Here is a 24,745-nt window from a genome sequence, read left to right as displayed (position 1 = left end):
TTCTATATAATAATTACTGTTCTGTTGTTTCTTCTGCCTTAAATCCTTTTTCAACCATTGCAAAGAATGGTAAGTATAAGAGAATATCAAGGGCAATTAAGATAACTTGTAAGATTGATCCTCGTATACTACCAGTTGTTAAGAATCCACTAATTACTGGTGGCATTGTCCAAGTTGCTACAGTACGTGTTAAAGGAACAAGTCCCGATGCCATTGCGAAATAAGTAATAAGTGCATTAAGCATTGGTGCTAAGATGAATGGAACAATTAATAATAAGTTAAGCACTACTGGAAGTCCAAACATTGTTGGCTCATTAATATTAAAGAGTCCTGGTACAACTGTAATTGGCGCAAGAGCTTTAGTACGTAAACTTGTTTTTTTCTTACGTGCATAGTATGCAATTGCGAGTACAAGACCGATTGTGGCTCCACCACCACCGATGTATACAAAGTTATCCATAAATGGTTCTGTAATAATGTGTTGTAATGCCTCGCCTGCTTGATAAGCAACACGGTTCGCATCTAAGTTTGCAATCCAAATTGGTTTCATAATTGAGTTTACAACATGGCCCCCGTGAATTCCTAAGAACCAGAAAATACTGTTAAATGCAACAACAATCATTGTACCAATAATGTTATTTCCAAGTAATCCAAACGGTTTTCCTAACACAACAGCTGCAATATCATGTAAGTTTGGTAAACCAAATTTATCAAGTAAACCAAAGATGGTTAACCACATTGTAATAATCACTGCACCCGGAATAATTGCACTAAAACTTTTCGCAACTGCAGGTGGTACTGTATCTGGCATTTTGATTTCAATATTATTATTGATAAACCATTGGTAGATAAGACCGCTAATAATTGCTAAGATGATCGCTACAAAGAGCCCACGAGCACCCACAAGTCCAACCGTAATACCAGCACCTGTTTCCCCCTTAACAAATGGCGTTACAACGATAAATGCTGATAAGGCAATAATACCTGCTGAAATCCCATCTGTTTTGTGCTGATCTGCAATACTGTAAGCAATCCCAAATGCTGAGATTAATCCAACTAATCCAAAACTACTGTCTACACCTTTCCAAAGGTAGCCCGCAACACCAATATCTCCCAACCACGCTTCCCAACCTGGTACTGGAAAACTTGCTATAACCATAAAAATAGAACCGATAATAATCAATGGCATTGAAAGTGTAATACCATCACGAATTGCAATTAAAAATTTATTACTTGAAAGTTTTGCTGCTACAGGCAAAACTTTTTCTTCTAAAAAATCTCCTACTTTATTCATAATATCCTCCTCTTTTGGTTATAATATAGAACAATTAGAATGAAAATGTGCGCAATATCTCAGTAATTAATTATTTTATATTACCAACTACCTACACTATAGAACACTTCATAATAAATGTAAAGCCTTACATTTGATAATTGTGTTGGTTTTGTTAAATTTCACCCATTAATGATTACAAATAATAATTAATAGGTTACAATGTTCTTAATGGAGGTGAAATATGCAACTCAGTAAAGCAAAAACAAAGCAAACAGCTTTAATTCTTGACTTATTATACTCAAAAGGCCCACTTTCACGCATCGATATTTCAAAGACGCTTCACATTACCCCAGCAACCGTAAGTGATCTAACACAGCACTTAATCAACGACAAAATAATTTGCGAAATCGGAGAAGATACCGACAATACACGAGTAGGTAGACGTAAAATACTCTTAGGACTTCTCCCCAATCATTCTTATTATCTCGGTGTTGAGTTGTTTGAGCACTCCTTTACATTGGCTTTATCCGATAATCTTAACCACATTCTCTTTGAAGAGGCATTTACGCTCTCTAAATCCGATCATGTGCGTCATGACTTATTAGTAAAAGCAATGAAAGATTTTATGAATAAACATAGCGATACCCCCGTTACAAGTATCGGTATTGCAATCCCCGGACACTATGATGGATCATCAGCCCATATTCTGACCAATAACCACTCATGGTCTAACTTCTCTCTCGATTATTTAAAGCAACATCTCGATTTGCCAGTCTATTTTGAGAATAATGTTAACGCAATGGCAATACGCGAGCGTTTATTTGGGCATGATAAAACCGATGCGAATTTTTTATTCCTTCATTTTAGACGTGGAATCTTTTGTTCATATGTTTATCAAGGCGATCTCTATGCACGTAATAATTACTTTGTTGGAGAAATCGGACACTTGGTTGTTAATCCATTCGGAGAACAATGTGAGTGTGGCAAAGTTGGGTGTCTGCAAACCTATGCGAGTCAAACCTGGTTACTTCATAAAGCAAGTCTACTATTCAACAGTTCCGCAAATACTTATCTAAAACAGCTGGTAAACGAAGAACATGAATTATCGATGGATATTTTATTGCAAGCCTATCACCTCGGTGATTCTGCTGTAATTCAATTATTAGAAAATGCGATTAATTTTCTAGCAATCGCCCTCAATAACATCATTGTTACCCTCGATACGGATATAATTTATTTACACGGTCAATTGTTTGATGATGAACAATTGTCTACATTGTTACTGAATAAAATCCGAGAACATGATTCCGAATTCATATCAAGACAAACAATTCAGAAAAAAATTAAACCGTATTCAAAAGCAAATGGAGCACGTGCAGCTTGTGCACTGGCTATTAGTGAAACATTACTTTGTCAATAAAAAGAGCCAACTTAAAGTTGGAGTTGTCAAACAAAAGCAGACATTAATAAAAGACTAGAAACCCTTATCCATTTTATATTGGATAGGGGTTTTGTAATTTAAACAGTAAGCAGGTCTTTCAAAATTAAAATAATGTACATATTCTTCGATAAAATTTTCAAAGTTATCTACGGACCAGTATTGATAATCACACGCCATTTCTGCTTTAATCCATCCATTTAATGATTCGACAATTGGATTATCTGTAGGTGTTCCAGCTCGTGACATAGTCTAATTATGTTATAATTTTCATGCGCTTTAGCGAAAGCTTTAGAGTGGTAGACAGCTCCTTGATCTGTGTGAAGAATCGTGGGAGCTGTTTTTTTATTATCCTTAAGTAGCGCAAGAATATCCTCGAGACACTTGTAGTAAGGCTTAGGATCACCAGTTGTACGCGATAATGCAGAACCTATAATTTCATTGTTGAAGGTATCAACTATTAAGGTCCATTCATAATTAATCCCTTTGTTTCGAATATGTGTCATATCTGAAACAATAATTTCTAAAGGTTTTGTTGCCTTCCATTGATTCTTTATAATATTAGGATAAATTCGACTTTGTGTTCCAGATTTTTTATAGGAATAGTGTTTAACTTTTGATTTAATATTTAAAAACTTGCAGCACTTGCGGATTAAATTATCTGAAAATTCAAACCCTAAATCACTTTGCTTTCTCATGACTGCAGCGATATCATGATAACCATAACTTGGAAAACGTCGATGCCAGTCTTTAATCACAACGCTAAGAATCGCTCTTTTTTGTTCATAAATATTGAGATCATCTTTATGCTTTAACCACTTGTAATAACCAGATCGGTTCAAATTCATAAATTTAAGAATGAACGTAATCGGATGTTTAAAAGATAAATCATGTGCTATTTGGAATTCTTGTCTTTTAAAGTAACGAACTCCTTGTTTACACCAACTCCTTTCACCTGGTACCCTATTTTTAATCGTGCAATCTCAATATCTCGTTTTAGAATTTCGAGTTGAAGTCGTCAATCTCAGTTAATGATTTACTCGTATGAAGCGCAGAAAAATGATTTCCTGTCTTTTTCTTATTTTTTTAAACCCTCTTTACCATCGCGCATGAATCGATCAATCCACCCATTAATCGTACCTTTAGGACTTGTGATAGTTTCGCAACACTTATATGTTCATCAACATGACGTGTAACGACTTTAATGCGATCCTCATAAGTCCATTTATCATTTAATCCACCTTTGGGTCTTCCCATCATTAATCCCTCCGTTTTATCGTGGATTTAATTATTACACAAAAAAAGTAGACAAGTCTTTTTTACTTGTCTACTTTTAGTTTACTACTCCACTTAAAGTTGACTCTTTTTTTATTTATATGCACATAGTGTTAGAACCTCGTAATCTGCTCCAACATCATATCCGCTAGTGTAATCTCCAAACCACTCAATCTGACCATAACCACTATTCCTTAACATCGTTTCCATCTGATCTATTTGATACCAATATAAATCAAATACTTCTAATTCCTGTTCACAAAATTTATCTTCACGCCAGAGTTCATATTTAAAAAACTGTCTGGTTTGCTGTGCTTGCCAATTAATTGTATGTTGATGATCTTCAAGAAACAATACATCCTTTTGATTCGGATAAACTACGTGGCGATGAACACTCCCCGGAACAAATCCATGTGGAAAGATTAAATCAAGAACTAGCTTCCCACCTTCCTCGAGATGTTCATAACAGTTCTCAATCACTGCATTTGGGTCGCTAAATAAACAAAATGTTCCTGTAGGAATAATAATCGAATCAAATGTTCCAACTTCACTCATATCATAGACATCAATTTGTTTAACACGTGGTTTTACTTCATGATCTATACAATTACTGATACACATCGAGACCATCTCGCTAGAAGCATCAATACCTTCAATTTCCAGTCCATTTTTTAAAAACGGAATTAATAACCGACCCGTTCCCGAGCCAACTTCAAGGATAGATCGTGCGTCCTTGATTGCTTGATAATAAAACTCCATGTCACCACCAAGTGATGTTCCAATGGGTTTTGATGTTTCATAATACATCGTACTTAATTTTGAATACATTTACTAAAAACCTCTCTTTATTCGATATTAATTCATTGTATCAACTTGTATTTCAGTTTCAATCGTTTTCTCAGGATTACGTTCTTTTACCTTCTCCACAATATTTATGCAGTGATCCCCTAAGCGTTCTAAAGAGGCAAGAATATCTACATACAAACTACTTGCAATCGGATCGTCACAAATACCATCCGAGATACGATGGAAATGACGTTCACGGTATTTCTCATCGATTAAATCGAGGTAATCCTCATCCTGTACAAGTTTTTCATATCCTTGAAGTGAATCCGATTTAAGCATTTTAAAACTTCGTTGAATCATATCCAACACCAACTTGTACATCGTTTCAAGATCGTACAATGCTTCTTCGGAAAACGATCCTCTATTTTCAAATATTCTTTCATAAAACTCCGCAATATTTGTGGTTATATCGCCCATTCTTTCAATATTTTTAACGATATCAACACTGGTTGAGTATTGTTCCGCCATGCGACCATCCAGTTGTGTATCCTTCGCAATCGCAAGAAGGTATCGTGTTAAATTGTAATCCAATTCGTTAACCATCTCTTCCAACTGACCAATAACATCAAAGTCTTCCTCATCACGTGTTGTAAGATAATCATGTGTCGTTTCAAAAGATTCCACAACCAAATCAGCCATCTGTAGTGTTTGTTTCTGTGCTAATTGAAAGGCTCCATCCGGAAACGTCTTAATTAATTCATAATCCAGAGCCTCAATTTTTTCACGTTCCTTAATACGATCTTCTCCAGGTATTAGGATTTTAAGAAGTCGAATACAGGCCGGAATAAATGGAATGATTCCTACAACCCAAATTAAATTAAAGACGAAGTGGTTAATCCCTACAGCCATTTCGGGTGAACCACCCATTTTCCCATTAATATATAAAATAAAGTTTGAATATGGATAGATAAATAACATAGTAATTAGAGCACCAATCACATTATAAAGGGCATGGAACCAACCAGCGCGTTTTGTGGATACAGATCCTCCGGCTGAAGCAAGGATCGCCGTTAATGTTGTCCCGACATTAGAACCATATACGAAGGCAGATGCTGCAACCATTGTCATCCCACCACCGGCATAAATCTTCTGGACAAGCGCAATCACAGCCATTGATGAATTAATCACTGCTGTTCCAATGGTCCCAGCCAAAAGGGCTAGCCACGGATTATCTGACATTTTAACTAAATATGCTTCAAACTGAGGAACATCTTGCAAGATAATTAACTGATCACTCATTAATTCAAGCCCTACAAATGTTATTCCGAGCCCAAAGAATATTTGACCCACACTTTTGTATCGTTTCTTTGTGAGTAGAATTAGAGCCCCAATAAAGACAAAGTAATAACCCATCGCCTCAATATTCAGTCCGATCATTAAAGCTGTAACCGTCGTCCCTAAATTCGCCCCCACAGAGATTCCAATCGCCGCTTCAAGACTCATCAAACCTGCACGAACAAGACTAATAGAAATTACAGTAGCGGCTGTACTCGATTGCATCAACGCAGTGATTACTGTCCCAACTAGAATTGCGGAGAGTAAATTACCCGTATAACGTTCGATATAATCTCTGATTTTGGATCCTGCCGCATCCTTGAAGCCATCCCCAAGCAACTTAATGCCCAACAAGAACATACCAAAACCACCAAGTATTACATTAAATGCAATGTCTGAAAACTGTGCAACTTCACCGATTAATAACATCATGCACCTCCTGCTATTGGATTCTTAAACTAATCGTAACACCCAGAGCCAAATCTAGTGTGATATTTTGTTAATAAATGAAGATGTGGATGAAAATCAAATTGTGATGAAACCATGATATTCTTGCGAAATCATATCAGATTTATGTATTGTATAAAGATTTCCCCTATAATAATTATGCAAGGCAAACTTGGGAGGTGTTTTTATGTGTACAAACATCACGTTAAAAAGTACTCAAAATCATTTTTTAATGGCACGAACAATGGATTTTTCATTTGAACTAGACCCTGAAATGGTTTTATTTCCACGCAATGTTCCACTTCATTTTGCTTATTTAAATCATGAGATTTCGAGTCATTATGCATATTTTGGGCTCGCAAAAAACATTGGTACCTACGCGCTCGCGGATGGTATCAATGAATATGGACTGGCAGCAGCGGCTTTATATTTTGAAGGTTACGCGAGTTATGTTCAAGAGAGCATACCAAATCAATCACTTGCACCCCATGAAGTGGTCATGTGGGCTCTTGCACATTGTAAGACAATTGAAGATGTCCGGATGATGTTTCAAGAACATCCAATTACACATCATGTTATTGAGTTCTTAGGGATCGTCCCTTCCCTGCATTGGGTATTCCAGGATGCAAATGGCGCATCCATAATTGTAGAACCTACGGACCATGGAATTCAGATTCATAATAATCAAATTGGTGTACTTACAAACAGCCCCGATTATACTTGGCATCTGACTAATATTCGAAATTATATTGGTCTTGATCCGGGACAAGTTGAACCAAGAACACTATACGGAAAAGAGTTTAAACCCTTTGGGCAAGGAAGTGGAACCTTTGGAATTCCCGGAGACTTAACCCCTCCTTCTCGTTTTATAAAAGCGCTCTATTCGAAACTGAGCGCACAAAAACCAAATACGGATAGAGAACTTATTATTGCCGCAAGTCACATTCTTAACGGTGTTGATATTGCTAAAGGAAGTGTCGTAACACAAAGAAAAACCATCGACTATACTCAATATATGTCGTTTATGGTTAATTCAACGCAGACCTATGCTTATAGAACCTATGATAGCTATAACACTTATAGCCACTGCATCCATGATTTCGATCTTGATCAGTCTGAGTTGATTAAAATATAACAGGGGGAATAGAAGATGAGTACATTTTTTAAATTGAATTGGTTAGTTTTTGTAGTGACCTTCGCAATTTTATTTGCTGGTTATTTTGCTGAAAAGAAAAAACATATCATCAGCAACCAATTCGGTATTGCCATGAAGAGCTATTATGGATTAATCACGTTAATAGGTATTATTATCGCAATTATTAATTATGTCGCGATTGTCATCTTTGGTTCATGGCAAACCATGATTTTCGCTACTATTATAACGGTGGCACTTGGATCAATCATGTTTTATTTTTTAAAACATCGAAATAAAAAATAGAAAAGAGGATTTATATGAAATCATCATATTTTGACGGATCAATTTGGTCCTATATTGGATTACAATTAGTAAATATTATCATTGCAATTGTTACTTTAGGTTTAGGGACACCTTGGATTCTCGTTCGAACCTACCGTTGGGAGTCAGAACATACAGTTATCAATGGACAACGTTTTCGCTTCAACGGTGATTCTGTAAGTTTATTCGGTCATTGGGTCATCTGGTGGATTTTGACTCTCATTACATTTGGATTATATGGAATTATTGTACGTGTAAAACTTATCTCATGGCGTGTAGAGAATACTGAAATGCTTGGCAACTACGATTATTAATCAATAAAAAACAGCGAGATATTTCCGCTGTTTTTTATTGACTGGTTGGCAACTCAACGCTCGTCTTAAAGATATTTTTATCTCGTGAAGTTGAAAAGTGTCCTTTATGAGTATCAACAATTTTACGACACGATAGTAATCCAAAACCAGATGCTTCTTCTGTAACTTGGTCAACTCTTATTCCATTTACAATCTCAAGGGTACACCATGAATTTTCAATTGTAACTTCAATTTGTATCGTTGACTTCGGTTCCGCATACTTTAATACATTTGAAATAATATTTTCGAAAAGACGATCCATGTAGTATAGATTAAGACTTACATAATGGTTTTCTTCATTAACAGTCTGATGAATCACTACCTCGAATTCTTTTAGATTTAAATCCGATTTGAGACGATCAACTGCACCTTCCATAAAATCTTGAACATGTACGCGTTCAAGGGGTAACTCACTATCTTCATTTAAAGAGAGCGTCGAGAAAAGTGAGAATAACTCATCGGAAATTGTCTTCATTTGGAGTGCTTTTTGTTCACAACGGTTCGCAAGATCCTCGATATCTTCTGATTGAGCCTCAAGCTTTATAAGGGTGATATACCCAATTAAAGAAGTCAGTGGCGTTCTTAAGTCGTGAGCCAAACTTGTTACGAGTTCTTTGAGTGCATTTTCAGAAATAACAAGTTCTTGGTTTTTTTGAGATAATTCTGTAATAAGCGCATTAATCTCAAAACTTAATCGTCCTAGCTCATCATTCCCTTTATCACTTATATAACTGTTTGGTGTTCCTGCTCCAATAATTTCAATCTCATTAGTTAGTTGCTTAACTCTTTTGGTAATATTTCGAATACCATAATAGAAAACAAGTAAAAAGGTCATTGATGAAAGGATTAAACCGAGATAGGTTGCGTAATTTTCTACTTCTGCTCGCACAGAATATAACATATCTATATAGAAGTACTTACCACCGATATAAAGCATCGTCGATTCGAGCGACGTATTTCCGGCTATTTCAAGTTCTTTACTTACAAAAAGATCGTCATTAGTATACACAATGTTATTGTTTTCTACATCGACGATATAGATAATCATATATTTATGATTTTCAAGCCAGGGACTCAAATCTTCAATATTCATCGGTGTAATATCATTATCGATGATGTAGTGTTGTAAATCCTGTTTATCTCGAAGCATTCTTGAGTGAATCCGCTCATCGCCTTTCACATACGTAGCAATTGGATCAATGGATAACGTTATCGTGATTACAAACACAAATAACGACGCCAAAATTGACCCAACCGTTATGAGGAATATTTTAAGACCCAATGTGAGCGACTGCTTGCGATGCTTAATCAATTTTATAACCTCTACCCCAGATATTCTTTATTATCTTCGGATTTTCCGGACAAATTTCAATTTTTTTTCTTAAGTTACGAATATGCACCATGACTGTATTTGCAGATGAGTATAAGTACTCATCCTGCCAAACGTTCTCATAAATACTTTGGATTGAAAAAATTTTTCCACGATTTGTGGCTAATAATTTGAGAATTCGAAATTCCCGCTCCGTTAAATCCAGAGGCAACCCATCTTTAAACGTAATGCCTTTATCAAGATCAATTGTAATTGAATCAATCGTATTAACGTGGTTCTTTTCAGAAATATTCTCAGTTGCACGATCATATTGAATATAACGTCTTAGGAGTGATTTTACACGAAGGCTTAGCTCTGAAAAAGAAAATGGTTTGCTAAGATAGTCATCACCACCAACAGAAAAACCTACAAATTTATCTTGCTCCGTAGCTTTTGCGGAAACAAATAAAATTGGAACATTATATTTTTTCCTTATTACCTCGCTGACCTCAAAGCCTGTAATTTCAGGCATCATAACATCGAGTATTACAAGTTTTATACTTTCATCGAGGTATTTCATTGCATCATTTCCATCTGAAGCCACTACAACCTCATATCCATCGATTTCTAAATAACGCTTCATTAAATCTCTGATTTCTTTGTCATCATCAACAATAAGTATCTTTTTCATAAGCACCTCCTTTCCTCTATTATATGTTTCTTTTACTATACTTTGTGTGTTATTTAAGAAATTTTAAGATTTAGCACATCAACGCTTCGATTGAACTATGGGTTAATCTGCTGAATAAATGCGTTAAAATCTTCTTGCCACAACACTCTTTCTTCTTCAGTATATTCACTCTTAATTTTATAATTTTGAGCTACGTAATCAACGAGGCGTCTCGTAACCTTTTCGGCGCCTTTTAAATTCAAATGATCACCTTTGTCGTAGGTGTCTTCTTGCCAATTAATCCCTATTGAATCGGCTTCAAGATTTAAATCTAAAAAAGGTATCTGATTTTCTTTTGCATAGGCGCTTACGCCATTGTGTTTTTCGTAATTCCAATTTCTTGGAGACGGTACGCTAACAAGAAGCAATTGAATATTATGTTCTTTACATAAAGAAACGATTTCATCAAGATAATGTCGATTCAAAGTCGGAATTTCCCGTTCTTCTAACGTTTGATGCATATACGGTCCGCCTTCATAGGCATTTTCTTTACGATTGATGCGCCACCCCTTCAGAGGATTTCGCTTGATCTCTACACTTTGCGCTTTTTTTAGCGAAAGAATTTGCTTCCAATTATCATGATAGTTCAAGATTGGAAACACATTGGCCAGCGTGTTTGTCATCGACTTATCTACAAGATTAGCAAGTCCTCCAATGTTGGTATAAACTTGATTCGTTTCTAAAACAATCATTTTAGGATTTTGCTTTTGAATAATATGACTAATCGTCTTATGTCCATCCGCTAAATTTTGAGAAGCGACTGCTATATTGTAAGATTTTATACCGAGTTTCTCCCAAAATCGCATTGGCATAAATGACGTAAACGACTCACTGTCACCCGTGAAAAGCATATCTAGACGATTCGTGTCTTCTGCAAAAATACCATTGAACGCTGTACTGTTCCCTTTTGCGAATTGGTCGATTTCATAGGGAGCAAAAAGAGGTGTTATTGTAAATAATATAGCAATAAAACCAAGGGTAAACAAAATTGATCTAATTATTTTCATAAGACCTCCTAAAAGTTTGCATAAATAAGTTCTACGATTGCGTAACCATAACCATAAGCTCCAAAAATAACTAAGAATAACATTGCACCATAATAAAACGGAATGCGAACATAACTCTTCCACTGCGCAATTTGGATTCTTATTTGAATACCATTTTCTTTAAGAAAACCGACAATAATCATGATAGCTAACCCAAATAGAATGATTCCGAAATCATGAATATCCATTCCTTTATTAAGGAGGGATCCATCCATAATTTGATTCACATTAAAATCTTGTATCATTTTAGTTAACATTGAAATGGCCTTCGATATTCCATGAGAGCGAAACAACATCATTCCAAAATTAACAATAAGCATAGTTCTTATCCATCTTAATCCATTAAGAAATTTACTTTCTCGATTTAGTTTTGTTCTACTGAATAGACTTAAGAACAATGGCTCCAGAATCATTCCAAATGCAATAATCACAAAATAATACATACCATAGGCTAAGTACTGCCATTGAGCTCCGTGCCACAGTCCATTGCACACCCACACAACAAATAATGCGCCTAGCGTTGGTAATAGACGACTATATCTTTTTCCGATTTTAGTCTTGAGCCATTTTGTTAGTTTACGATTAAATTTTGATAATGAAATAGGGTAGAAAATATAGTCTTTAAAAAAGCCACCTAAGGTCATGTGCCAACGTCGCCAAAACTCAGATGCGCTTTTTGAAAAGAAAGGCTGGTTAAAGTTTTCGGGCAATTTCACCCCAAATATCTCAGCACTTCCTAAAACAATGTCCATCGTACCCGAGAACTCTGAATAAAGTTGAAGCGTATATGCAAGAACTGCAATTAAAATCACGACACCACCATTTGTGTCAACATTCTTAAAAACAGATCCCACGAACGGATCGAGACGATCGGCAATTACAACTTTTTTAATAAGGCCCCACAGTACTCGTTGTAATCCAAATGTTAACGAAGAATATGTAATCGCCTCACCTGTACTAAGCTGTGGTATAACCTGATCATATCGTGCTATCGGTCCTTCAATAATGGTTGGAAAAAACGATAGATATAGTAGGATTTTAAACGGGTTTTGTTCTGCCTTAATTTTCCCCATTTTAACATCTACAAGGTAACTGATCGCTTGTAATGAAAAAAACGAAATACCGATTGGTTGAATAAATTTTCGATATGGAATGGTTAATTCAAGACCTTTCAGCACAGAATTCAGATTTTCTCCAATAAAGTTGTAATATTTGAAGACCGTTAAAATCCCTAATGGAATCAGAATTCCAAGAGACAGAAAAAGGCCTTTATGCTTCTGTTTCGATTGAGATAATCCTAAACCAATGACATATGTAGATAGACTGATGAGTACCAAATATACAATCAGTTTTGAACTCATCAAGAGATAAAAAGTAATGCTTCCAAGAAGCATTACAAGGTACCGATATTTTTGATTGCATAATTGATACATAATCATCATAATCGGCAAAAACAAGAAAAGATAAATGTAATTATGATATGCCATTAGTTTTCACCGCTAAGACGACTTACCATTTCCCACATACTCTTGAGTGTATTAAAATTATTCGGTTTGATTTCATCATAGGGAATTTCGATATCAAAAGAATCTTCAAGTTCTGCAACCAAAGTCAGGATTGAGAACGAATCAAGTATCCGTTTATCAACCAATTGATTTTCTGTTTCATAATCGATATTTGGTTTTATGTCTTCTAAAATTTCAAGTAATTTATTCATATTTTTCTCTCCTTAATTGAATTCAGTATATCTATTTCTACAGTATCTCTAATAACCTCAATACCACTTTGTTTACGGTATAGGTTAACCTGTGGAAGGTCTCTACTAAGGAATAAACTTATTCCTTCTGTAACGCTATAGGCTCCTACATTTTTGAATGCGACAACATCATTCAGCGCGAGGACTGATTCATAATCTTTTACCAAGACATCCGCAACCGTACATAAAGAACCACACAAATTCCATTGTGCAGAATATTCGGGAGATTCATTTAAAGCAATACGTTCAATATTTGGACACTTCATTCCTAAAAACTGACCGTAATAACTAACATGGTGAATTCCGCCATCTAAAATTGCATAATGCTTCATGTCGTTTGTTTTTATATCCACAACACGCGTTAAATATGTGCCACAACCTGCAACAATAATTCGGCCCATCTCTAAAACAATTTCCCCATCGAAGCTCAAACTTTTGAGAACTGAACTAAATTCGGGAATGGAAAGTGTTGGTTTATCTGATTCGAAGTATTGAACACCTAATCCCGGTCCAAACTCTAAACAAGGGAGCTCTATTTGATAACGACTTCTCAATGTTTCAATATATGATTTTAACGATTCGAGTTCGGCCTGAACTTTGTTAAGTTTATGCTTTTGCGTTCCTGAATAAAGCTGAATACCATGCCATTTTAGAAACTGGAACTCGTTTGTTTGATCAAAGACTCGCTCAATTTCAGTAGCGTCCATTCCAAATTGGTTACCACTTGTCAATCGTAAGATTACGTTGATTTGTTTCTGATACTCGGTTGATAAATCATTAAGTAATTCCAGTTGTTTGATAGACTCGACTGTATAGATTGGTTGTTCTTCCATCTGTATAATTTCCCTGATATCCTCAGAGTTTTTATAAACACCAGAAAGTATTATTTTTCGATTGGAAATATTATTCCTTTGACAAATACGGTATTCTCCAGGAGAACATACTTCAAATGAATCTACTATTTTATCGAGAATACCAACTAAAAATGGGTTGGCTTTCATTGCGTAACATAACTTCGTATTGGCAGGTAATGATGCTTTGATTGATTGAACATGTTCTTCTAAAAAATCAACGTCAAATATATAACATGGTGTTTTGAGTTCGTTGCACGATGTGCACAGTTCCATTAGATTCATACGTGTATCCCTACTTCCGATTTTAAAAGTTGACGATCTATTTTTCCGTTTTTAGTTAAGGGCATTTGATGCACCTGTATAAACGTATTAGGAATCATATAATGAGGAAGCTTTGTTTCTAAATATGAAATAAGTTCCCTTACATCGAGATCCCCGTGATAGATGCCATAGATTTTATATTTTTTTTCATGATAGACACAACAAGCTCTTGAAACGCTAGGATGTTCCTCAATTTTGCGTTCAATTTCCTCCAATTCAATACGGTGACCCATATGTTTTATCTGAAAATCTTTACGCCCTCTAATACATAATTCACCGTTTTTGTTATAGTATCCTAAATCTCCGGTACGATAAATAACATCCCGGTAAAATGGATTTAACGGATTTTGAACAAAAACACGATTTGTCTGTTCTTGATTATTGAAATATCCTAGTGCCAAGCTCAAACCACCAACACAAATTTCTCCAAGTACATCCGAATCGTTGACAAGCTCATCATTTTCATTTAACAAAAATACTTGATCGTCATAAAACGGTATACCAATTGGAAGTTCCTCATCATAATGTCGATCTGTTTCCAAAATATAGTAAGTACAATTACATGTAATTTCAGTTGGACCGTATAGATTTACAAACTCCGTGTTTGGACAGGCTTCACGCCATTTCTCTAGATGTTTAACGGGCATACGTTCTCCACTAAACATTATTTGTCGCAGTTGCTTTGGTTTCCGATAGGATAGACCTTTTAATTGACTTACTAGACACAGTGCTGATACAGCCCACGTTAAAACAGTCGCTTTCGTCTCACAAATATAATCCAGTAATGTTACAGGATTTGTAAAAAATGATTTTGGTATTAACACCAAGGTAGAACCTTTCATTATTGAACTGTAAATATCCTTAACTGATACATCGAAATCAAAAGGTGCTTGATTCGCAATCACATCGTTTGAAGAAAAACAAAACTTATCGGTAAAATCACGAATAAACCGAATTACAGATTGATGTGAAACAACTACACCCTTAGGATTTCCTGTGGAACCTGATGTAAAGAGTATATAAAGCGGATTTGTGGAGATATGCGAAGCCATGCGTTGCTCAATCCGTGCATCATCTGAACTTCCGCACAGTACTGATTTGAAATCTATGAATTTAATATTTGAACCCAATTGCTCAATACGGCATTTTTGATCAGCAGCAGCAATAATATATTTCGTTTTTAGTGTTTCAAGAATCGAAACAACACGATCATCAGGTTGTGATGGATCTACAATCACGTAGGGACAGCAAGCATAGGCTGCACCAAACATTAAAGAAAGTGTATCGATTCCCTTCTCTCTAAAAATAACAATTGGATTATTTTTATCAAAATGATTTATAAAAAACGTTCCTGCGATTTGAGCCTGAGTAAACAGATTCTCATAAGTTATCGTTTGATTCGGTTCAACAACTGCGATTTTTTTTGGATGATGCTCTACAGTTGCTTCAAAATACTTTAGTATATGATTCATCATAAAACTCCTTTTATTTCGTGCCAATTATACCATTCGCTTTCTTAACACAATCTTAAGAACGACTTATAGATTCTTAAGAGAACAAAAAAAGTTCTAGAACAGTGTTATGCTTGCATTATTAAGGAGAAAAATATGGAAAATCACGTTGTCATTTATCAAACAAAAAAAACATCAATCCGCACTCTTGAAATGTGTATTCAAGACTTTACTCGGCGTAATAAGATCGATAACACTTGGTATCTTTACAAAACCGAAAACGGTAAACCCATCATCTTAAATAATGATTTTTATTACAGTAAAACAATTACAGAAGCATTTTCCAGCTATGCATTCAGTCTTCATCCAATAAGTATCGACATCCAAAAATTTGATGAGCATGTGAATTACCAAAAAATCTCAGACCGTTTTTACCACCCTCAAGAAATTGAGTATGTCAAAAAACATGGCATCCGGAGTTTCTACAAAATCTGGTGTCTTAAAGAGTGTTATATCAAATTTTTTGACCTGCGTATTGAAAAAGACTTTCCTCAATTCTCTGTATTAGAAATCCTAGATAATAATATGAGAAATCTAACTTGTACTCTCCTTCCCTTAAGTAATGAGTACTTTGGTTCGTTACTTACTGAAGCACCCACTACATTTGAATTTATTTCCATCGAAATGAAGGACTAAATAAAGCAAGTCCAAACAAAATCTTTATAAACCGGTTCACTTAACGAAATCTATGTTAAGATACATATATAAAATAGGAAAGGATTTATTATGAAAAAATTAAAATTAGCTTTAATTGGGCCTGGTTTTCTAAACGATATCGTGGCTCAAGCTTGGGTGGATGGCTATCTACCTGAATACGAACTTGTTGGAGTATTAGGTCGAAACCCACTTCGTACCGCTGCGTTCGCAAACCATTATGGTTGTAAAGCATGCTCAACAATTGAAGAATTAATGGCTCTTGAACCAGACTATACATCTGAAGCAGCTTCTGTTAAGTCTGTCGTTGACTATACTGAAACAGTACTTCGTTCTGGTTCAAACCTTGTCGTACTATCCATTGGAGCTTTTGCTGATGCAACTTTCTATAACCATGTACAAGATGTTGCTCGCGAAACAGGTAAAAAAGTTCATATAGCAAGTGGAGCTGTAGGAGGTTTTGATATACTTCGTACTGCGACACTCATGAGTCCTGTAAATGTAAAAATGACGGGGATGAAATCACCTCGAGCATTAGTCCATACATCACTAAATCGTGAAGGTCTAATTGATATTCAAGAACCAGTTGAAGTATTCTCAGGAACAACAAAAGAAGCAATCGCTGCATTACCAACTCATGTTAATGTTTCAGTTGCTATTGCACTTGCAAGTGCTGGTCCAGAAGAAACCACATTAAATATCAATGCAGTTCCTGGTTACGTAGGTGACGAACACCGCATTATGCTTGAAGGTGAAGAAATCAAAACAGACTTAAAAATCTATAGCCGTACAAGTCGTGTGGCAGGTTGGAGTATCGTTGCAGTGCTTCAAAACATCGTTGCACCAATCGTATTTTAGATTTAACCGATCTAACTCATATCAATATACAAAAAAAATAACTCGTGAGAGTTATTTTTTTGCTTTTAAAATATCTTTAATTTTTAATTTGTTACCATAATTTAATGAACCAAATCGATAGATATAGACTGAAATCTTCGCAATTGCCAAGGTTGATAAAATCATAATAACCATTGAGATTACTATTTCAATCCAGTTCACTGAGGTCAACATAAAACGAATAGGCATTGTAAATAACGAGACAAATGGTACATAAGAACTAATAATTGTCAATTGGCTATCCGGTGCACTCAAACTACTTGAAGCAATAAAGAATGCTATCACAAATAACAAGGTAATAGGCGTAGTAGCAGAACTTACATCCTCTACTTTAGAAATCAACGATCCCAATGCCGCAAAAATATAAAGGTATAAAATATAACCTGCTATAGAAAATACTAAATACACAATTGCTGTATAGACGGTTAGTGAACCTTGTACCATCATTAAAATATCAGCATCATAATTAACTTTATTTACCATAAAACCGATAAATACAGATAATGAAATTGTACCAACTTGTAACAGTCCAACAGCTCCCATCGCAAATACTTTCCCCAAAATAAGAACTTTCGGATCAGTACTGGTAATGAGTAGTTCCATGGTTCGACTGTCTTTCTCACGAGCAACCGATGTTGCTACGGATTGACCAAAGAAAAGAATCAACATATACATCGCAAACATAATGACGTAAGCAATAAAGAACCCTTGTGATGAATCCTTACCAATCGCTTCTACCTCAGATGTAATTGAAACATTCATGGCGTTACGTGCATCTTCTACATCAATATTGTTGGCTTTAAAATTCTCATTAATGGCCATTGTCTTTAAAGTGTCCTCGATAATACTATCTTCAAAACCAAACATATCTTTATCTATAGTTAGGACTTTGTAGGAAGTACTATTGTATAAAACATAACCCTTCTTAATCTCTTTATTGAGGAGGGAAGTTTTCATTGCTTCTTCTGAATCAAACTGTTTAAGATGATTAAGACCAAGGATGGTTGTAAATGCTTCCTTATCAATTGATGAATCCTCAAAGATAAATCCCCACTCATTACGTTCCTCAGGTACCACTTCACTTGTCTGTTGATCATTTATTTGATCATCCTTAAATAAAGATTGAATGGTCGGAATTGATGTTATCAACAAAACCGCAAGACATAATATTAACGTTGTTACTTTTACACTACGTTTGCGTAACATTTCTAAAAATTCAAATTTAAATACCGTTTTGAGTTTATTCATGATGATCTCCTACCTTTGCTACAAAAATATCTTGAAGACTTGGTTCATAATCTGACAGAAGTTTTATATCAATATCAGATTCAATCACCGATGTCATCCAAACTTTCTTTGATAATTCCTCAGATAAAGACACAATCACCGATTTATCATCCGATTCGACATGAACAGAATTACTGCCTAGTTTTTCCATTAATTGCTTCGAGTCATAATTATGTGCCTGAATACGAATTTTATCTTTTCCAAGTTCTTTCTTGATTGAATTTAGGGATCCATTTAAAACGATTGATCCTTGATTGATAATCGCAATGTCATCACAAAATGTTTCGACATAACTCATTTGGTGACTTGAAAAAATAATAATTTTATCATCAGCAATATAGTCTGTTAAAGCATCTTGAAACACTTGAGAATTAACTGGATCTAATCCACTAAAGGGTTCATCTAAAATTAAGATGTCCGGATTATTTAAAAATGCTTGGGTAATTTGCACTTTTTGCTGGTTCCCTTTTGATAAGGTTTCTAATTTTCGATTGAGATACTCTTCAATCTTAAACTGTTTCGCCCAATAATTTACAGAATCCAATGCAGCCTCACGAGTTGCACCGCGAAGCATTGCAAAATATACAAGTTGATCAACAACACGTGTCTTTGAATACATTCCTCGTTCTTCCGGTAAGTACCCAATTTGATAATCCTCAGGATTAAAGGGTTTCCCATCTATAGTAATCGATCCTGAGTTTGCCTTGAAAACATCCATTAAAATTCGAATTGATGTTGTTTTTCCAGCACCATTTCGACCAAGATATCCGAAGATTTGTCCACTGTTAACTTCAAACGAAATATCTTTCAGTACATGATGCTCATCAAAATACTTGTTAATTTGATTAAATTCTAATTTCATAACTTTCTCCTTCTCGCTTTAAAAATATATTATCATACGGTTATGCAAAAATTGTGATGTCGTTCTGAATAGACTGATTTTGTACCTAAATGACATATTTGAGGTAGGTAAAAAAAAGCCTAGCATCTTTCGATGCTAAGCTTCTCATAAAATCAATCCAAACTATGCTTCTTCATGTTTGCGTTTTTTAACAATTACCAATCCTAACCCAATAAGAGTTAGACTTGCGATTAGTGCAGTATTATTTTCAGATACCCCTGTTTGAGGTAAATCTGTTTGATTGTTTTCGCCTGGTTTTGTTGGATCAACAGGTTTTGTTGGATCTACTGGTTTTGTAGGGTCAACAGGTTTTGTTGGATCTATAGGTTTTGTCGTTTTACTCCATTGTGCGTAAAGTTTAACATTACCAACAACATCAATTGAGTCGCCAGGTGCATAACTATCACCTTTTCCATCAGCTTGAGTATTCCAACCAATGAAATTGAAACCATCATTAACTAAGTTGTGAGAACTCATAACAATGATATTTTCACCTTTTTCATAAAGATGTGCATCAATCGGAGCATTTCCGGAAGTATTTCCATTTCCATCGTAAACAACAGTATATGTATCTACAACAACAATTGTTTTTTTCCATTGTGCGTATAATGTAACATCCTCATTAACGGTCATTGTACCACTTACTGTGTTACCTTTTCCATCAGCTTGGGTGTTCCATCCAATAAATTCGTAACCATCTTTAATAAGATCTCCAGCTCCAAGAATTGTTGCTGAGTTTCCTTTTTCATACTTAGTAGCATCAACAGGTGCTGTTCCTGATGTGTTTTCGTTACCATCATACGTTACTGTATATTTTTCAGTAACAGGTGGTGTTACATCTTTTTCCCATTGTGCATAAAGATCAACATTTTGAATCATTGTGATGTCTGCATCTTTAGCGTAGTCATTTCCTGTTCCATCAGCAAGCGTATTCCAGCCAATAAAGCTCCAACCGTCTTTAACTAAGGTTGATTCACCTAAAACAGTTGCTTTTTCATTTGTATCATAAGTATTTGTATCTGTTGGTACTGTACCATCAGTATTTCCATTTCCATGATATGTAACTGTGAAGGCATCCCCTACACGCCATATAGCGTAGAGACGTAGACTATCATCTTGAACTTTCACAGGTTTACGTGTGTTAAAGTCTGGATCTGGAGTTGTTGCATCCTTATCTTTTGACCAACCCATAAACTTGTATCCTGTACGTTCTGGATGAATGCTATCTTCTGTTTGTTCTTCTTTAATAGTATCAGCAGAAGTTATATCATAATAAGAAACGACTTTTGAAGATGCATCTTTTTCATAGTATGTTTCACCTTCGTAATCATTCATCTCTTCTAAGTCGAAGTCACCACCATTAGCATCATAGTTAATCCAAAGGATTTCTACAGCACCAATATCTCCTAAACGTTTCTTCCCACGTTGATCGTATCCATCAGTATGTCCTCCGCGGAATGCGTCATCAGCTGGACCTTCTGGTTTGATTGCGATTGTAGGTATGATTTCTCCTTCAATCCCTGCAATTAATTCAGATTGATCACGACTGAGACCAACATTTTTATAACCAAAGATATCTTTTTTTGCTTGTGCAGCAAGTTCAGCTGTAGTTTGGTCAACATTAAGGATATTACCTTTTGAGTTTGCTGTAGATAGAGTATTTGAAATATCTTTATATTTTGCAGTTGGTTCAATCACACCATTTTTGTAAACTTGATTACCGAAGAACAGTGATCCCTTGTAGCTGATTCCTGCAGTAGCAAGAGTACCAGCACCACTTAAAGAAATCGCTCCACCTCTAAATTCAGTATTTACATCTGCATTCCCTGCGACATTATCCATGAATGTAGAACCCGAAAGAGTGTTCGTCATCTTCGAAGAACCACCATTTCTAAAGTACATGATAGCACCACCGGGTAGATTTGCTCCATCAGTACCACCGGCTTTATTGCCATAGAATGTACTGTTATGGATGTTTGTAGTTAATCCAGGATTACCAGTACCTTGGAATAAGATTGCACCACCATCATCTTTTGCTTCATTATAAGCAAAAGTTGTTTGGTCAATATCAACGGTTGCGCCATCACGTCCATCAAAGATATAAATTGCACCACCATCATAAGTTTCAGAATGGCCATCACCACCCGCTTTATTGCCTTTGAAATAACTTTCTTTAATCGTCATATTTCCGCGATAGTAGTGTAATGAAATGGCACCACCGCCACCACCAAATACACCAGTATTGATGGAATCATTATGATTCTTACTTAAAATTGTATTTGCAATATTAATATCACTGTAGATGTTTTTACCACCGATTGCTCCAGAAGTAAATCCACCACTTGTACCTCTATTATTTGAAATTGTACTATTTGTAATGTTAAAGGTTCCTCGACTGTTTTCATGAAGATGAACAGCTGATCCACCACTCACACCCTTATTATTATCAATAAGTGTTGTATCAATATTGAACTCAGTTCCAGGTTGTAATTGAGCAGTAATTGGAGTTGCACCATTATTGATAAATTTGCTGTTAACTAAATTAGTAACACCTGCTTGATTTGAAATACGAAGTAGATTTGATGTATGTCCTACCCCATCCATAACAAGATTCTTAATATTAAGTGTTACGTTATGAGTTACCGTAACTTCAAGCGTTGAATTTGTCCAAATCACATTATTCGCATCAAACGTAATGTTTGCATTTGGAACAGTAATTGAAACATCTTCGGCTACAAAATCAGATGCTAAAGTAATAACATCACCTTCAAGAGCGCCCGCAAATGCAGCTTCAAGCTCAGTTTTGTTTTTGATTGCGCCAAGATTATATTTAACGGCTTTCACCTTCTTAGCTTCATCTTTCACGTCTGTTTTCACAGCTTCTTTTTCAGTTGCTTCTGATTTTTCTTCTTCAACTGCTTCTGCTGCAACTTCATTCGTTTCTTCTAAAGTTGTTTCTTCCTCAGTTTCAACGTTTTCTTCTTCGACTACAGGTTCAGTCTCCTCAGTTTCCTCACCTTCGATTGTTACGTCTTCTTCCACAACTTCTGTGGATTCTTCTTGTTCTTGATCTATTGCTTCAGTTTCGACAACGGAATCTTCTGAAATAAATTCAGCATCTTCATTTGCGAATGCAACTTGTGCGGTTCCCACACCGAGCATTAGACATAACATAATAACCAATGATTTTTTAGCATAAATATTTTGTTTTTTCATACCCTTACCTCCATGTAGACATTATATTTTCTATCAAAGAAAAAAATATTCAAATGTCATTAATCGATAAATCTACGTTATAAAGAAAATATAGTTTATGAATCAAGTTTGGAATTTTTGGGTTATTATCCGTGTTCCATAATGAAAAAAGGATGAATATACGCTCATCCTTTTCTAACTATAATTCTTTTTTCTTTAACATAATAAGTGTAATACCAATAATGGTTAATCCTGATCCTACAATTGGAACAAGAAGGTTTTCATTCACACCTGTACTTGGTAGTACTGCATCACTTTGTACATTTCCAACACCATCTGGATGATCTTTCTGTATTTCATCGATATTTAAATCAGGCTGTGTCACTTCTGGTTTTGTTACTTCTGGCTCTGTTGGAATCGGTTTTTGTTGTATTTCCCATTGAGCGTAAAATACGATATCGGACTTGATAGTCAATGTGTCTTCACCGTCATAATGATTACCTGAACCATCCGCTTTATCATTCCAACCCATAAATTTATGGTTTGCAAGGATAAGGTCATTTTCATTTCCTAAAACTTTATATACCGTGTTCTCTTCAACTTTCGCTCCGTTTGGTACTACTCCCTGGTCTGCACCATTTCCATCATAGCTTACAGAATACTCAACCGTTGGAATAATGTCTTTCTTCCACTGTGCATAGAATATTGTATCTTCAGTTACCGTAAATAACTCATTAGGTTGAACTGCTTTACCCGTTCCACCTTGTGCAGTATTCCATCCATCAAATGTATATCCTGGTTTCGATAGATTTGGAAGTGCATCGAGAACTGTATAAACTGCATTTTCCTCGACACGTGTTCCATTAGGAACATCACCACTTAAAGCACCATTTCCATCATATGATACTGAGTACTCCACAATCATAGGATCTTCAGACCAAACAGCAAATAAGTCCTCATGCCAATCAACCAATTGGCTATCGAGATTCCACATATAACCACTACCCGCAAAATCCATTTCCCATCCTACAAATGTAAATCCAGGACGAACAGGTTCTTCATAATTTTGATCATATGTTAAAAGTTGATCCAAGTAAGATGCCATCGAATAAGTGTTTGAACCATTTTGAAATGTTCCACCTTCTGCATAAAATCCTGCATTAAATCTATTTGATGAATCAAATGTACTCTTAGCAATAAGTCCGGGCTGTTTGTTCACCATTAAGATGTGTGATTGGACTAGGCCTAAATTAACATTATCTACTAATTTAAATCTGACCGTCTCCATAACATCGGCTTCATCTTCACAAATCACTGTGTCAATCAAATCAATAGCGCCTGTCTCATATTCGAAATAGAGTTCGTATACGATTGGATAAGATAAGGATGAGGGATTTGTGACCTCGGGGATAAATCCTACCTGGTATGATGGTGATAAAATAGTTGAACTATGATTTCCCAAAAGATCTGCTGGACTGTAGTCTGCTTTCACACCACCGCTAATATTCACGACGTTTAACATTAACATCGTTACTAAGACAAAACTTAAAATATGTTTTCTTAAATTTTTCATCTTAATTCTCCTTTATTAGATGTATATAAAATTTAACATCGATGTAGAAAATTAAGATTCATATGACATGATACGGTCAAAATTTGTAATTAAAAGACGGATTTAGATCTGATTTCTTTTAATATAATGTTATGAAAAAGGTAAATTTAACGGGATATTAGCCTAAAAAGAGCATATCTTAGGCTTATATCAACGATTATTGATGCATCAACAAATTTCACTTTTTTCTGGTTTGCTTAATCGTAAAAATTCATAAACTTAATAAATACACTTTCGAATCAAGAAAAAACCCCTCGAGCCTGTGAATAGGTTCAAGGGGCATGAGTAAGTACTCATTATTCGATT

At 35.4% G+C, this 24,745-nt stretch carries 23 protein-coding genes; 6 read left to right on the top strand and 17 right to left on the bottom strand.

What is annotated here, in order from left to right; genetic code table 11:
* Window positions 1-13: 13 nt before the first annotated feature.
* Window positions 14-1,294, bottom strand: coding sequence for a PTS sugar transporter subunit IIC (locus NMG63_RS01270; RefSeq protein ID WP_254007202.1), 1,281 nt, complete (start codon window positions 1,292-1,294; stop codon window positions 14-16).
* A gap of 223 nt (window positions 1,295-1,517) precedes the next feature.
* Here NMG63_RS01270 and NMG63_RS01265 point away from each other — a divergent pair, with 223 nt between their 5' ends.
* Window positions 1,518-2,696, top strand: coding sequence for an ROK family protein (locus NMG63_RS01265; protein WP_254007201.1), 1,179 nt, complete (start codon window positions 1,518-1,520; stop codon window positions 2,694-2,696).
* Between the two features lie 54 nt (window positions 2,697-2,750).
* Here the strand turns inward: NMG63_RS01265 and NMG63_RS01260 are convergent, their stop codons facing one another.
* From NMG63_RS01260 to NMG63_RS01240, 5 genes are all read right to left on the bottom strand, one after another.
* Window positions 2,751-2,963 carry an integrase core domain-containing protein gene (locus NMG63_RS01260; protein ID WP_254006429.1) on the bottom strand — a complete coding sequence of 71 codons (213 nt, stop codon included), beginning with the start codon at window positions 2,961-2,963 and terminating at the stop codon, window positions 2,751-2,753.
* Entirely contained in the window at window positions 2,915-3,562 is a 648-nt protein-coding gene (locus NMG63_RS01255) for a DDE-type integrase/transposase/recombinase (protein ID WP_254006428.1), read from the bottom strand. The genes NMG63_RS01260 and NMG63_RS01255 overlap by 49 nt, the downstream gene beginning before the upstream one ends.
* 238 nt (window positions 3,563-3,800) lie before the next feature.
* Window positions 3,801-3,974, bottom strand: a complete 174-nt coding sequence (locus NMG63_RS01250) for a hypothetical protein (RefSeq protein ID WP_254007200.1) — start codon at window positions 3,972-3,974, stop codon at window positions 3,801-3,803.
* A 108-nt stretch (window positions 3,975-4,082) separates the two neighbouring features.
* Window positions 4,083-4,817, bottom strand: a complete 735-nt coding sequence (locus NMG63_RS01245) for a class I SAM-dependent methyltransferase (protein ID WP_254007199.1) — start codon at window positions 4,815-4,817, stop codon at window positions 4,083-4,085.
* A gap of 27 nt (window positions 4,818-4,844) precedes the next feature.
* On the bottom strand, window positions 4,845-6,539 hold the full coding sequence (locus NMG63_RS01240) for a Na/Pi cotransporter family protein (protein WP_254007198.1): 1,695 nt from the start codon (window positions 6,537-6,539) through the stop codon (window positions 4,845-4,847).
* A 205-nt stretch (window positions 6,540-6,744) separates the two neighbouring features.
* On the opposite strand from NMG63_RS01240, the gene NMG63_RS01235 reads away from it, so the two are divergent.
* The 3 genes from NMG63_RS01235 to NMG63_RS01225 are packed head-to-tail and all read left to right on the top strand — an operon-like array spanning window position 6,745 to window position 8,327.
* Complete coding sequence (locus NMG63_RS01235; RefSeq protein ID WP_254007197.1) at window positions 6,745-7,692, top strand: linear amide C-N hydrolase; 948 nt, start codon at window positions 6,745-6,747, stop codon at window positions 7,690-7,692.
* Between the two features lie 15 nt (window positions 7,693-7,707).
* The gene (locus NMG63_RS01230) at window positions 7,708-7,995 is read left to right on the top strand and encodes an MFS transporter (protein WP_254007196.1); all 288 of its coding nucleotides are present in this window, start codon (window positions 7,708-7,710) and stop codon (window positions 7,993-7,995) included.
* A 14-nt stretch (window positions 7,996-8,009) separates the two neighbouring features.
* Window positions 8,010-8,327: a DUF6693 family protein gene (locus tag NMG63_RS01225; protein ID WP_254007195.1), complete on the top strand. Its 318-nt coding sequence runs from the start codon at window positions 8,010-8,012 to the stop codon at window positions 8,325-8,327.
* Window positions 8,328-8,361: 34 nt separating this feature from the next.
* On the opposite strand, the gene NMG63_RS01220 is transcribed toward NMG63_RS01225, so the two are convergent.
* The 7 genes from NMG63_RS01220 to NMG63_RS01190 all read right to left on the bottom strand — a co-directional run bounded on the left by NMG63_RS01220 (window position 8,362) and on the right by NMG63_RS01190 (window position 15,854).
* Entirely contained in the window at window positions 8,362-9,678 is a 1,317-nt protein-coding gene (locus tag NMG63_RS01220; RefSeq protein WP_254007194.1) for a HAMP domain-containing sensor histidine kinase, read from the bottom strand.
* A complete protein-coding gene (locus NMG63_RS01215) occupies window positions 9,671-10,366 on the bottom strand; it encodes a response regulator transcription factor (RefSeq protein ID WP_254007193.1) in 696 nt (231 codons plus the stop codon). Before NMG63_RS01215 ends, NMG63_RS01220 begins: the two co-directional genes overlap by 8 nt.
* Before the next feature lie 95 nt (window positions 10,367-10,461).
* Window positions 10,462-11,412, bottom strand: a complete 951-nt coding sequence (locus tag NMG63_RS01210) for an SGNH/GDSL hydrolase family protein (protein WP_254007192.1) — start codon at window positions 11,410-11,412, stop codon at window positions 10,462-10,464.
* A gap of 8 nt (window positions 11,413-11,420) precedes the next feature.
* Entirely contained in the window at window positions 11,421-12,938 is a 1,518-nt protein-coding gene (locus tag NMG63_RS01205) for an MBOAT family O-acyltransferase (RefSeq protein WP_254007191.1), read from the bottom strand.
* Window positions 12,938-13,168 carry an acyl carrier protein gene (locus tag NMG63_RS01200; RefSeq protein ID WP_254007190.1) on the bottom strand — a complete coding sequence of 77 codons (231 nt, stop codon included), beginning with the start codon at window positions 13,166-13,168 and terminating at the stop codon, window positions 12,938-12,940. The genes NMG63_RS01205 and NMG63_RS01200 overlap by 1 nt, the downstream gene beginning before the upstream one ends.
* Window positions 13,165-14,343: an alanine racemase gene (locus NMG63_RS01195; protein WP_254007189.1), complete on the bottom strand. Its 1,179-nt coding sequence runs from the start codon at window positions 14,341-14,343 to the stop codon at window positions 13,165-13,167. The genes NMG63_RS01200 and NMG63_RS01195 overlap by 4 nt, the downstream gene beginning before the upstream one ends.
* Window positions 14,340-15,854: an amino acid adenylation domain-containing protein gene (locus NMG63_RS01190; protein WP_254007188.1), complete on the bottom strand. Its 1,515-nt coding sequence runs from the start codon at window positions 15,852-15,854 to the stop codon at window positions 14,340-14,342. Before NMG63_RS01190 ends, NMG63_RS01195 begins: the two co-directional genes overlap by 4 nt.
* A gap of 135 nt (window positions 15,855-15,989) precedes the next feature.
* Here NMG63_RS01190 and NMG63_RS01185 point away from each other — a divergent pair, with 135 nt between their 5' ends.
* Together NMG63_RS01185 and NMG63_RS01180 are read left to right on the top strand one after the other, a co-directional pair.
* Complete coding sequence (locus NMG63_RS01185) at window positions 15,990-16,529, top strand: 4'-phosphopantetheinyl transferase family protein (RefSeq protein WP_254007187.1); 540 nt, start codon at window positions 15,990-15,992, stop codon at window positions 16,527-16,529.
* Window positions 16,530-16,619: 90 nt separating this feature from the next.
* Window positions 16,620-17,405 (top strand): aspartate dehydrogenase domain-containing protein, encoded by a 786-nt coding sequence (locus NMG63_RS01180; RefSeq protein ID WP_254007186.1) that lies wholly within the window; start codon window positions 16,620-16,622, stop codon window positions 17,403-17,405.
* Window positions 17,406-17,456: 51 nt separating this feature from the next.
* Here NMG63_RS01180 and NMG63_RS01175 read toward each other — a convergent pair whose 3' ends face one another.
* The 4 genes from NMG63_RS01175 to NMG63_RS01160 form a co-directional block, all read right to left on the bottom strand.
* On the bottom strand, window positions 17,457-18,692 hold the full coding sequence (locus NMG63_RS01175; RefSeq protein ID WP_254007185.1) for an ABC transporter permease: 1,236 nt from the start codon (window positions 18,690-18,692) through the stop codon (window positions 17,457-17,459).
* Window positions 18,685-19,593 carry an ABC transporter ATP-binding protein gene (locus NMG63_RS01170; RefSeq protein ID WP_254007184.1) on the bottom strand — a complete coding sequence of 303 codons (909 nt, stop codon included), beginning with the start codon at window positions 19,591-19,593 and terminating at the stop codon, window positions 18,685-18,687. Before NMG63_RS01170 ends, NMG63_RS01175 begins: the two co-directional genes overlap by 8 nt.
* 162 nt (window positions 19,594-19,755) lie before the next feature.
* Entirely contained in the window at window positions 19,756-22,848 is a 3,093-nt protein-coding gene (locus NMG63_RS01165; RefSeq protein ID WP_254007183.1) for an InlB B-repeat-containing protein, read from the bottom strand.
* Window positions 22,849-23,026: 178 nt separating this feature from the next.
* Window positions 23,027-24,400 (bottom strand): InlB B-repeat-containing protein, encoded by a 1,374-nt coding sequence (locus tag NMG63_RS01160; protein ID WP_254007182.1) that lies wholly within the window; start codon window positions 24,398-24,400, stop codon window positions 23,027-23,029.
* Window positions 24,401-24,745 lie beyond the last annotated feature (345 nt).

The sequence above is a fragment of the Erysipelothrix amsterdamensis genome (assembly GCF_940143175.1).
Lineage (GTDB): Bacteria > Bacillota_I > Bacilli_A > Erysipelotrichales > Erysipelotrichaceae > Erysipelothrix > Erysipelothrix amsterdamensis.
The sequence above is the reverse complement of the archived record's forward strand: the minus strand, read 5'-3'. Positions and strand labels throughout refer to the sequence as shown.

Bases quoted from the DNA above. Each gene is read 5' to 3' on its own strand.
- NMG63_RS01235 (WP_254007197.1), top strand. From the start codon at position 6,745: ATGTGTACAAACATCACGTTAAAAAGTACTCAAAATCATTTTTTAATG.
- NMG63_RS01215 (WP_254007193.1), bottom strand. From the start codon at position 10,366: ATGAAAAAGATACTTATTGTTGATGATGACAAAGAAATCAGAGATTTA.
- NMG63_RS01230 (WP_254007196.1), top strand. From the start codon at position 7,708: ATGAGTACATTTTTTAAATTGAATTGGTTAGTTTTTGTAGTGACCTTC.
- NMG63_RS01240 (WP_254007198.1), bottom strand. From the start codon at position 6,539: ATGTTATTAATCGGTGAAGTTGCACAGTTTTCAGACATTGCATTTAAT.
- NMG63_RS01270 (WP_254007202.1), bottom strand. From the start codon at position 1,294: ATGAATAAAGTAGGAGATTTTTTAGAAGAAAAAGTTTTGCCTGTAGCA.
- NMG63_RS01255 (WP_254006428.1), bottom strand. From the start codon at position 3,562: ATGAATTTGAACCGATCTGGTTATTACAAGTGGTTAAAGCATAAAGAT.
- NMG63_RS01165 (WP_254007183.1), bottom strand. From the start codon at position 22,848: ATGAAAAAACAAAATATTTATGCTAAAAAATCATTGGTTATTATGTTA.
- NMG63_RS01190 (WP_254007188.1), bottom strand. From the start codon at position 15,854: ATGAATCATATACTAAAGTATTTTGAAGCAACTGTAGAGCATCATCCA.
- NMG63_RS01260 (WP_254006429.1), bottom strand. From the start codon at position 2,963: ATGTCACGAGCTGGAACACCTACAGATAATCCAATTGTCGAATCATTA.
- NMG63_RS01180 (WP_254007186.1), top strand. From the start codon at position 16,620: ATGAAAAAATTAAAATTAGCTTTAATTGGGCCTGGTTTTCTAAACGAT.
- NMG63_RS01160 (WP_254007182.1), bottom strand. From the start codon at position 24,400: ATGAAAAATTTAAGAAAACATATTTTAAGTTTTGTCTTAGTAACGATG.
- NMG63_RS01185 (WP_254007187.1), top strand. From the start codon at position 15,990: ATGGAAAATCACGTTGTCATTTATCAAACAAAAAAAACATCAATCCGC.
- NMG63_RS01175 (WP_254007185.1), bottom strand. From the start codon at position 18,692: ATGAATAAACTCAAAACGGTATTTAAATTTGAATTTTTAGAAATGTTA.
- NMG63_RS01225 (WP_254007195.1), top strand. From the start codon at position 8,010: ATGAAATCATCATATTTTGACGGATCAATTTGGTCCTATATTGGATTA.
- NMG63_RS01250 (WP_254007200.1), bottom strand. From the start codon at position 3,974: ATGATGGGAAGACCCAAAGGTGGATTAAATGATAAATGGACTTATGAG.
- NMG63_RS01200 (WP_254007190.1), bottom strand. From the start codon at position 13,168: ATGAATAAATTACTTGAAATTTTAGAAGACATAAAACCAAATATCGAT.
- NMG63_RS01210 (WP_254007192.1), bottom strand. From the start codon at position 11,412: ATGAAAATAATTAGATCAATTTTGTTTACCCTTGGTTTTATTGCTATA.
- NMG63_RS01265 (WP_254007201.1), top strand. From the start codon at position 1,518: ATGCAACTCAGTAAAGCAAAAACAAAGCAAACAGCTTTAATTCTTGAC.
- NMG63_RS01205 (WP_254007191.1), bottom strand. From the start codon at position 12,938: ATGGCATATCATAATTACATTTATCTTTTCTTGTTTTTGCCGATTATG.
- NMG63_RS01170 (WP_254007184.1), bottom strand. From the start codon at position 19,593: ATGAAATTAGAATTTAATCAAATTAACAAGTATTTTGATGAGCATCAT.
- NMG63_RS01245 (WP_254007199.1), bottom strand. From the start codon at position 4,817: ATGTATTCAAAATTAAGTACGATGTATTATGAAACATCAAAACCCATT.
- NMG63_RS01195 (WP_254007189.1), bottom strand. From the start codon at position 14,343: ATGAATCTAATGGAACTGTGCACATCGTGCAACGAACTCAAAACACCA.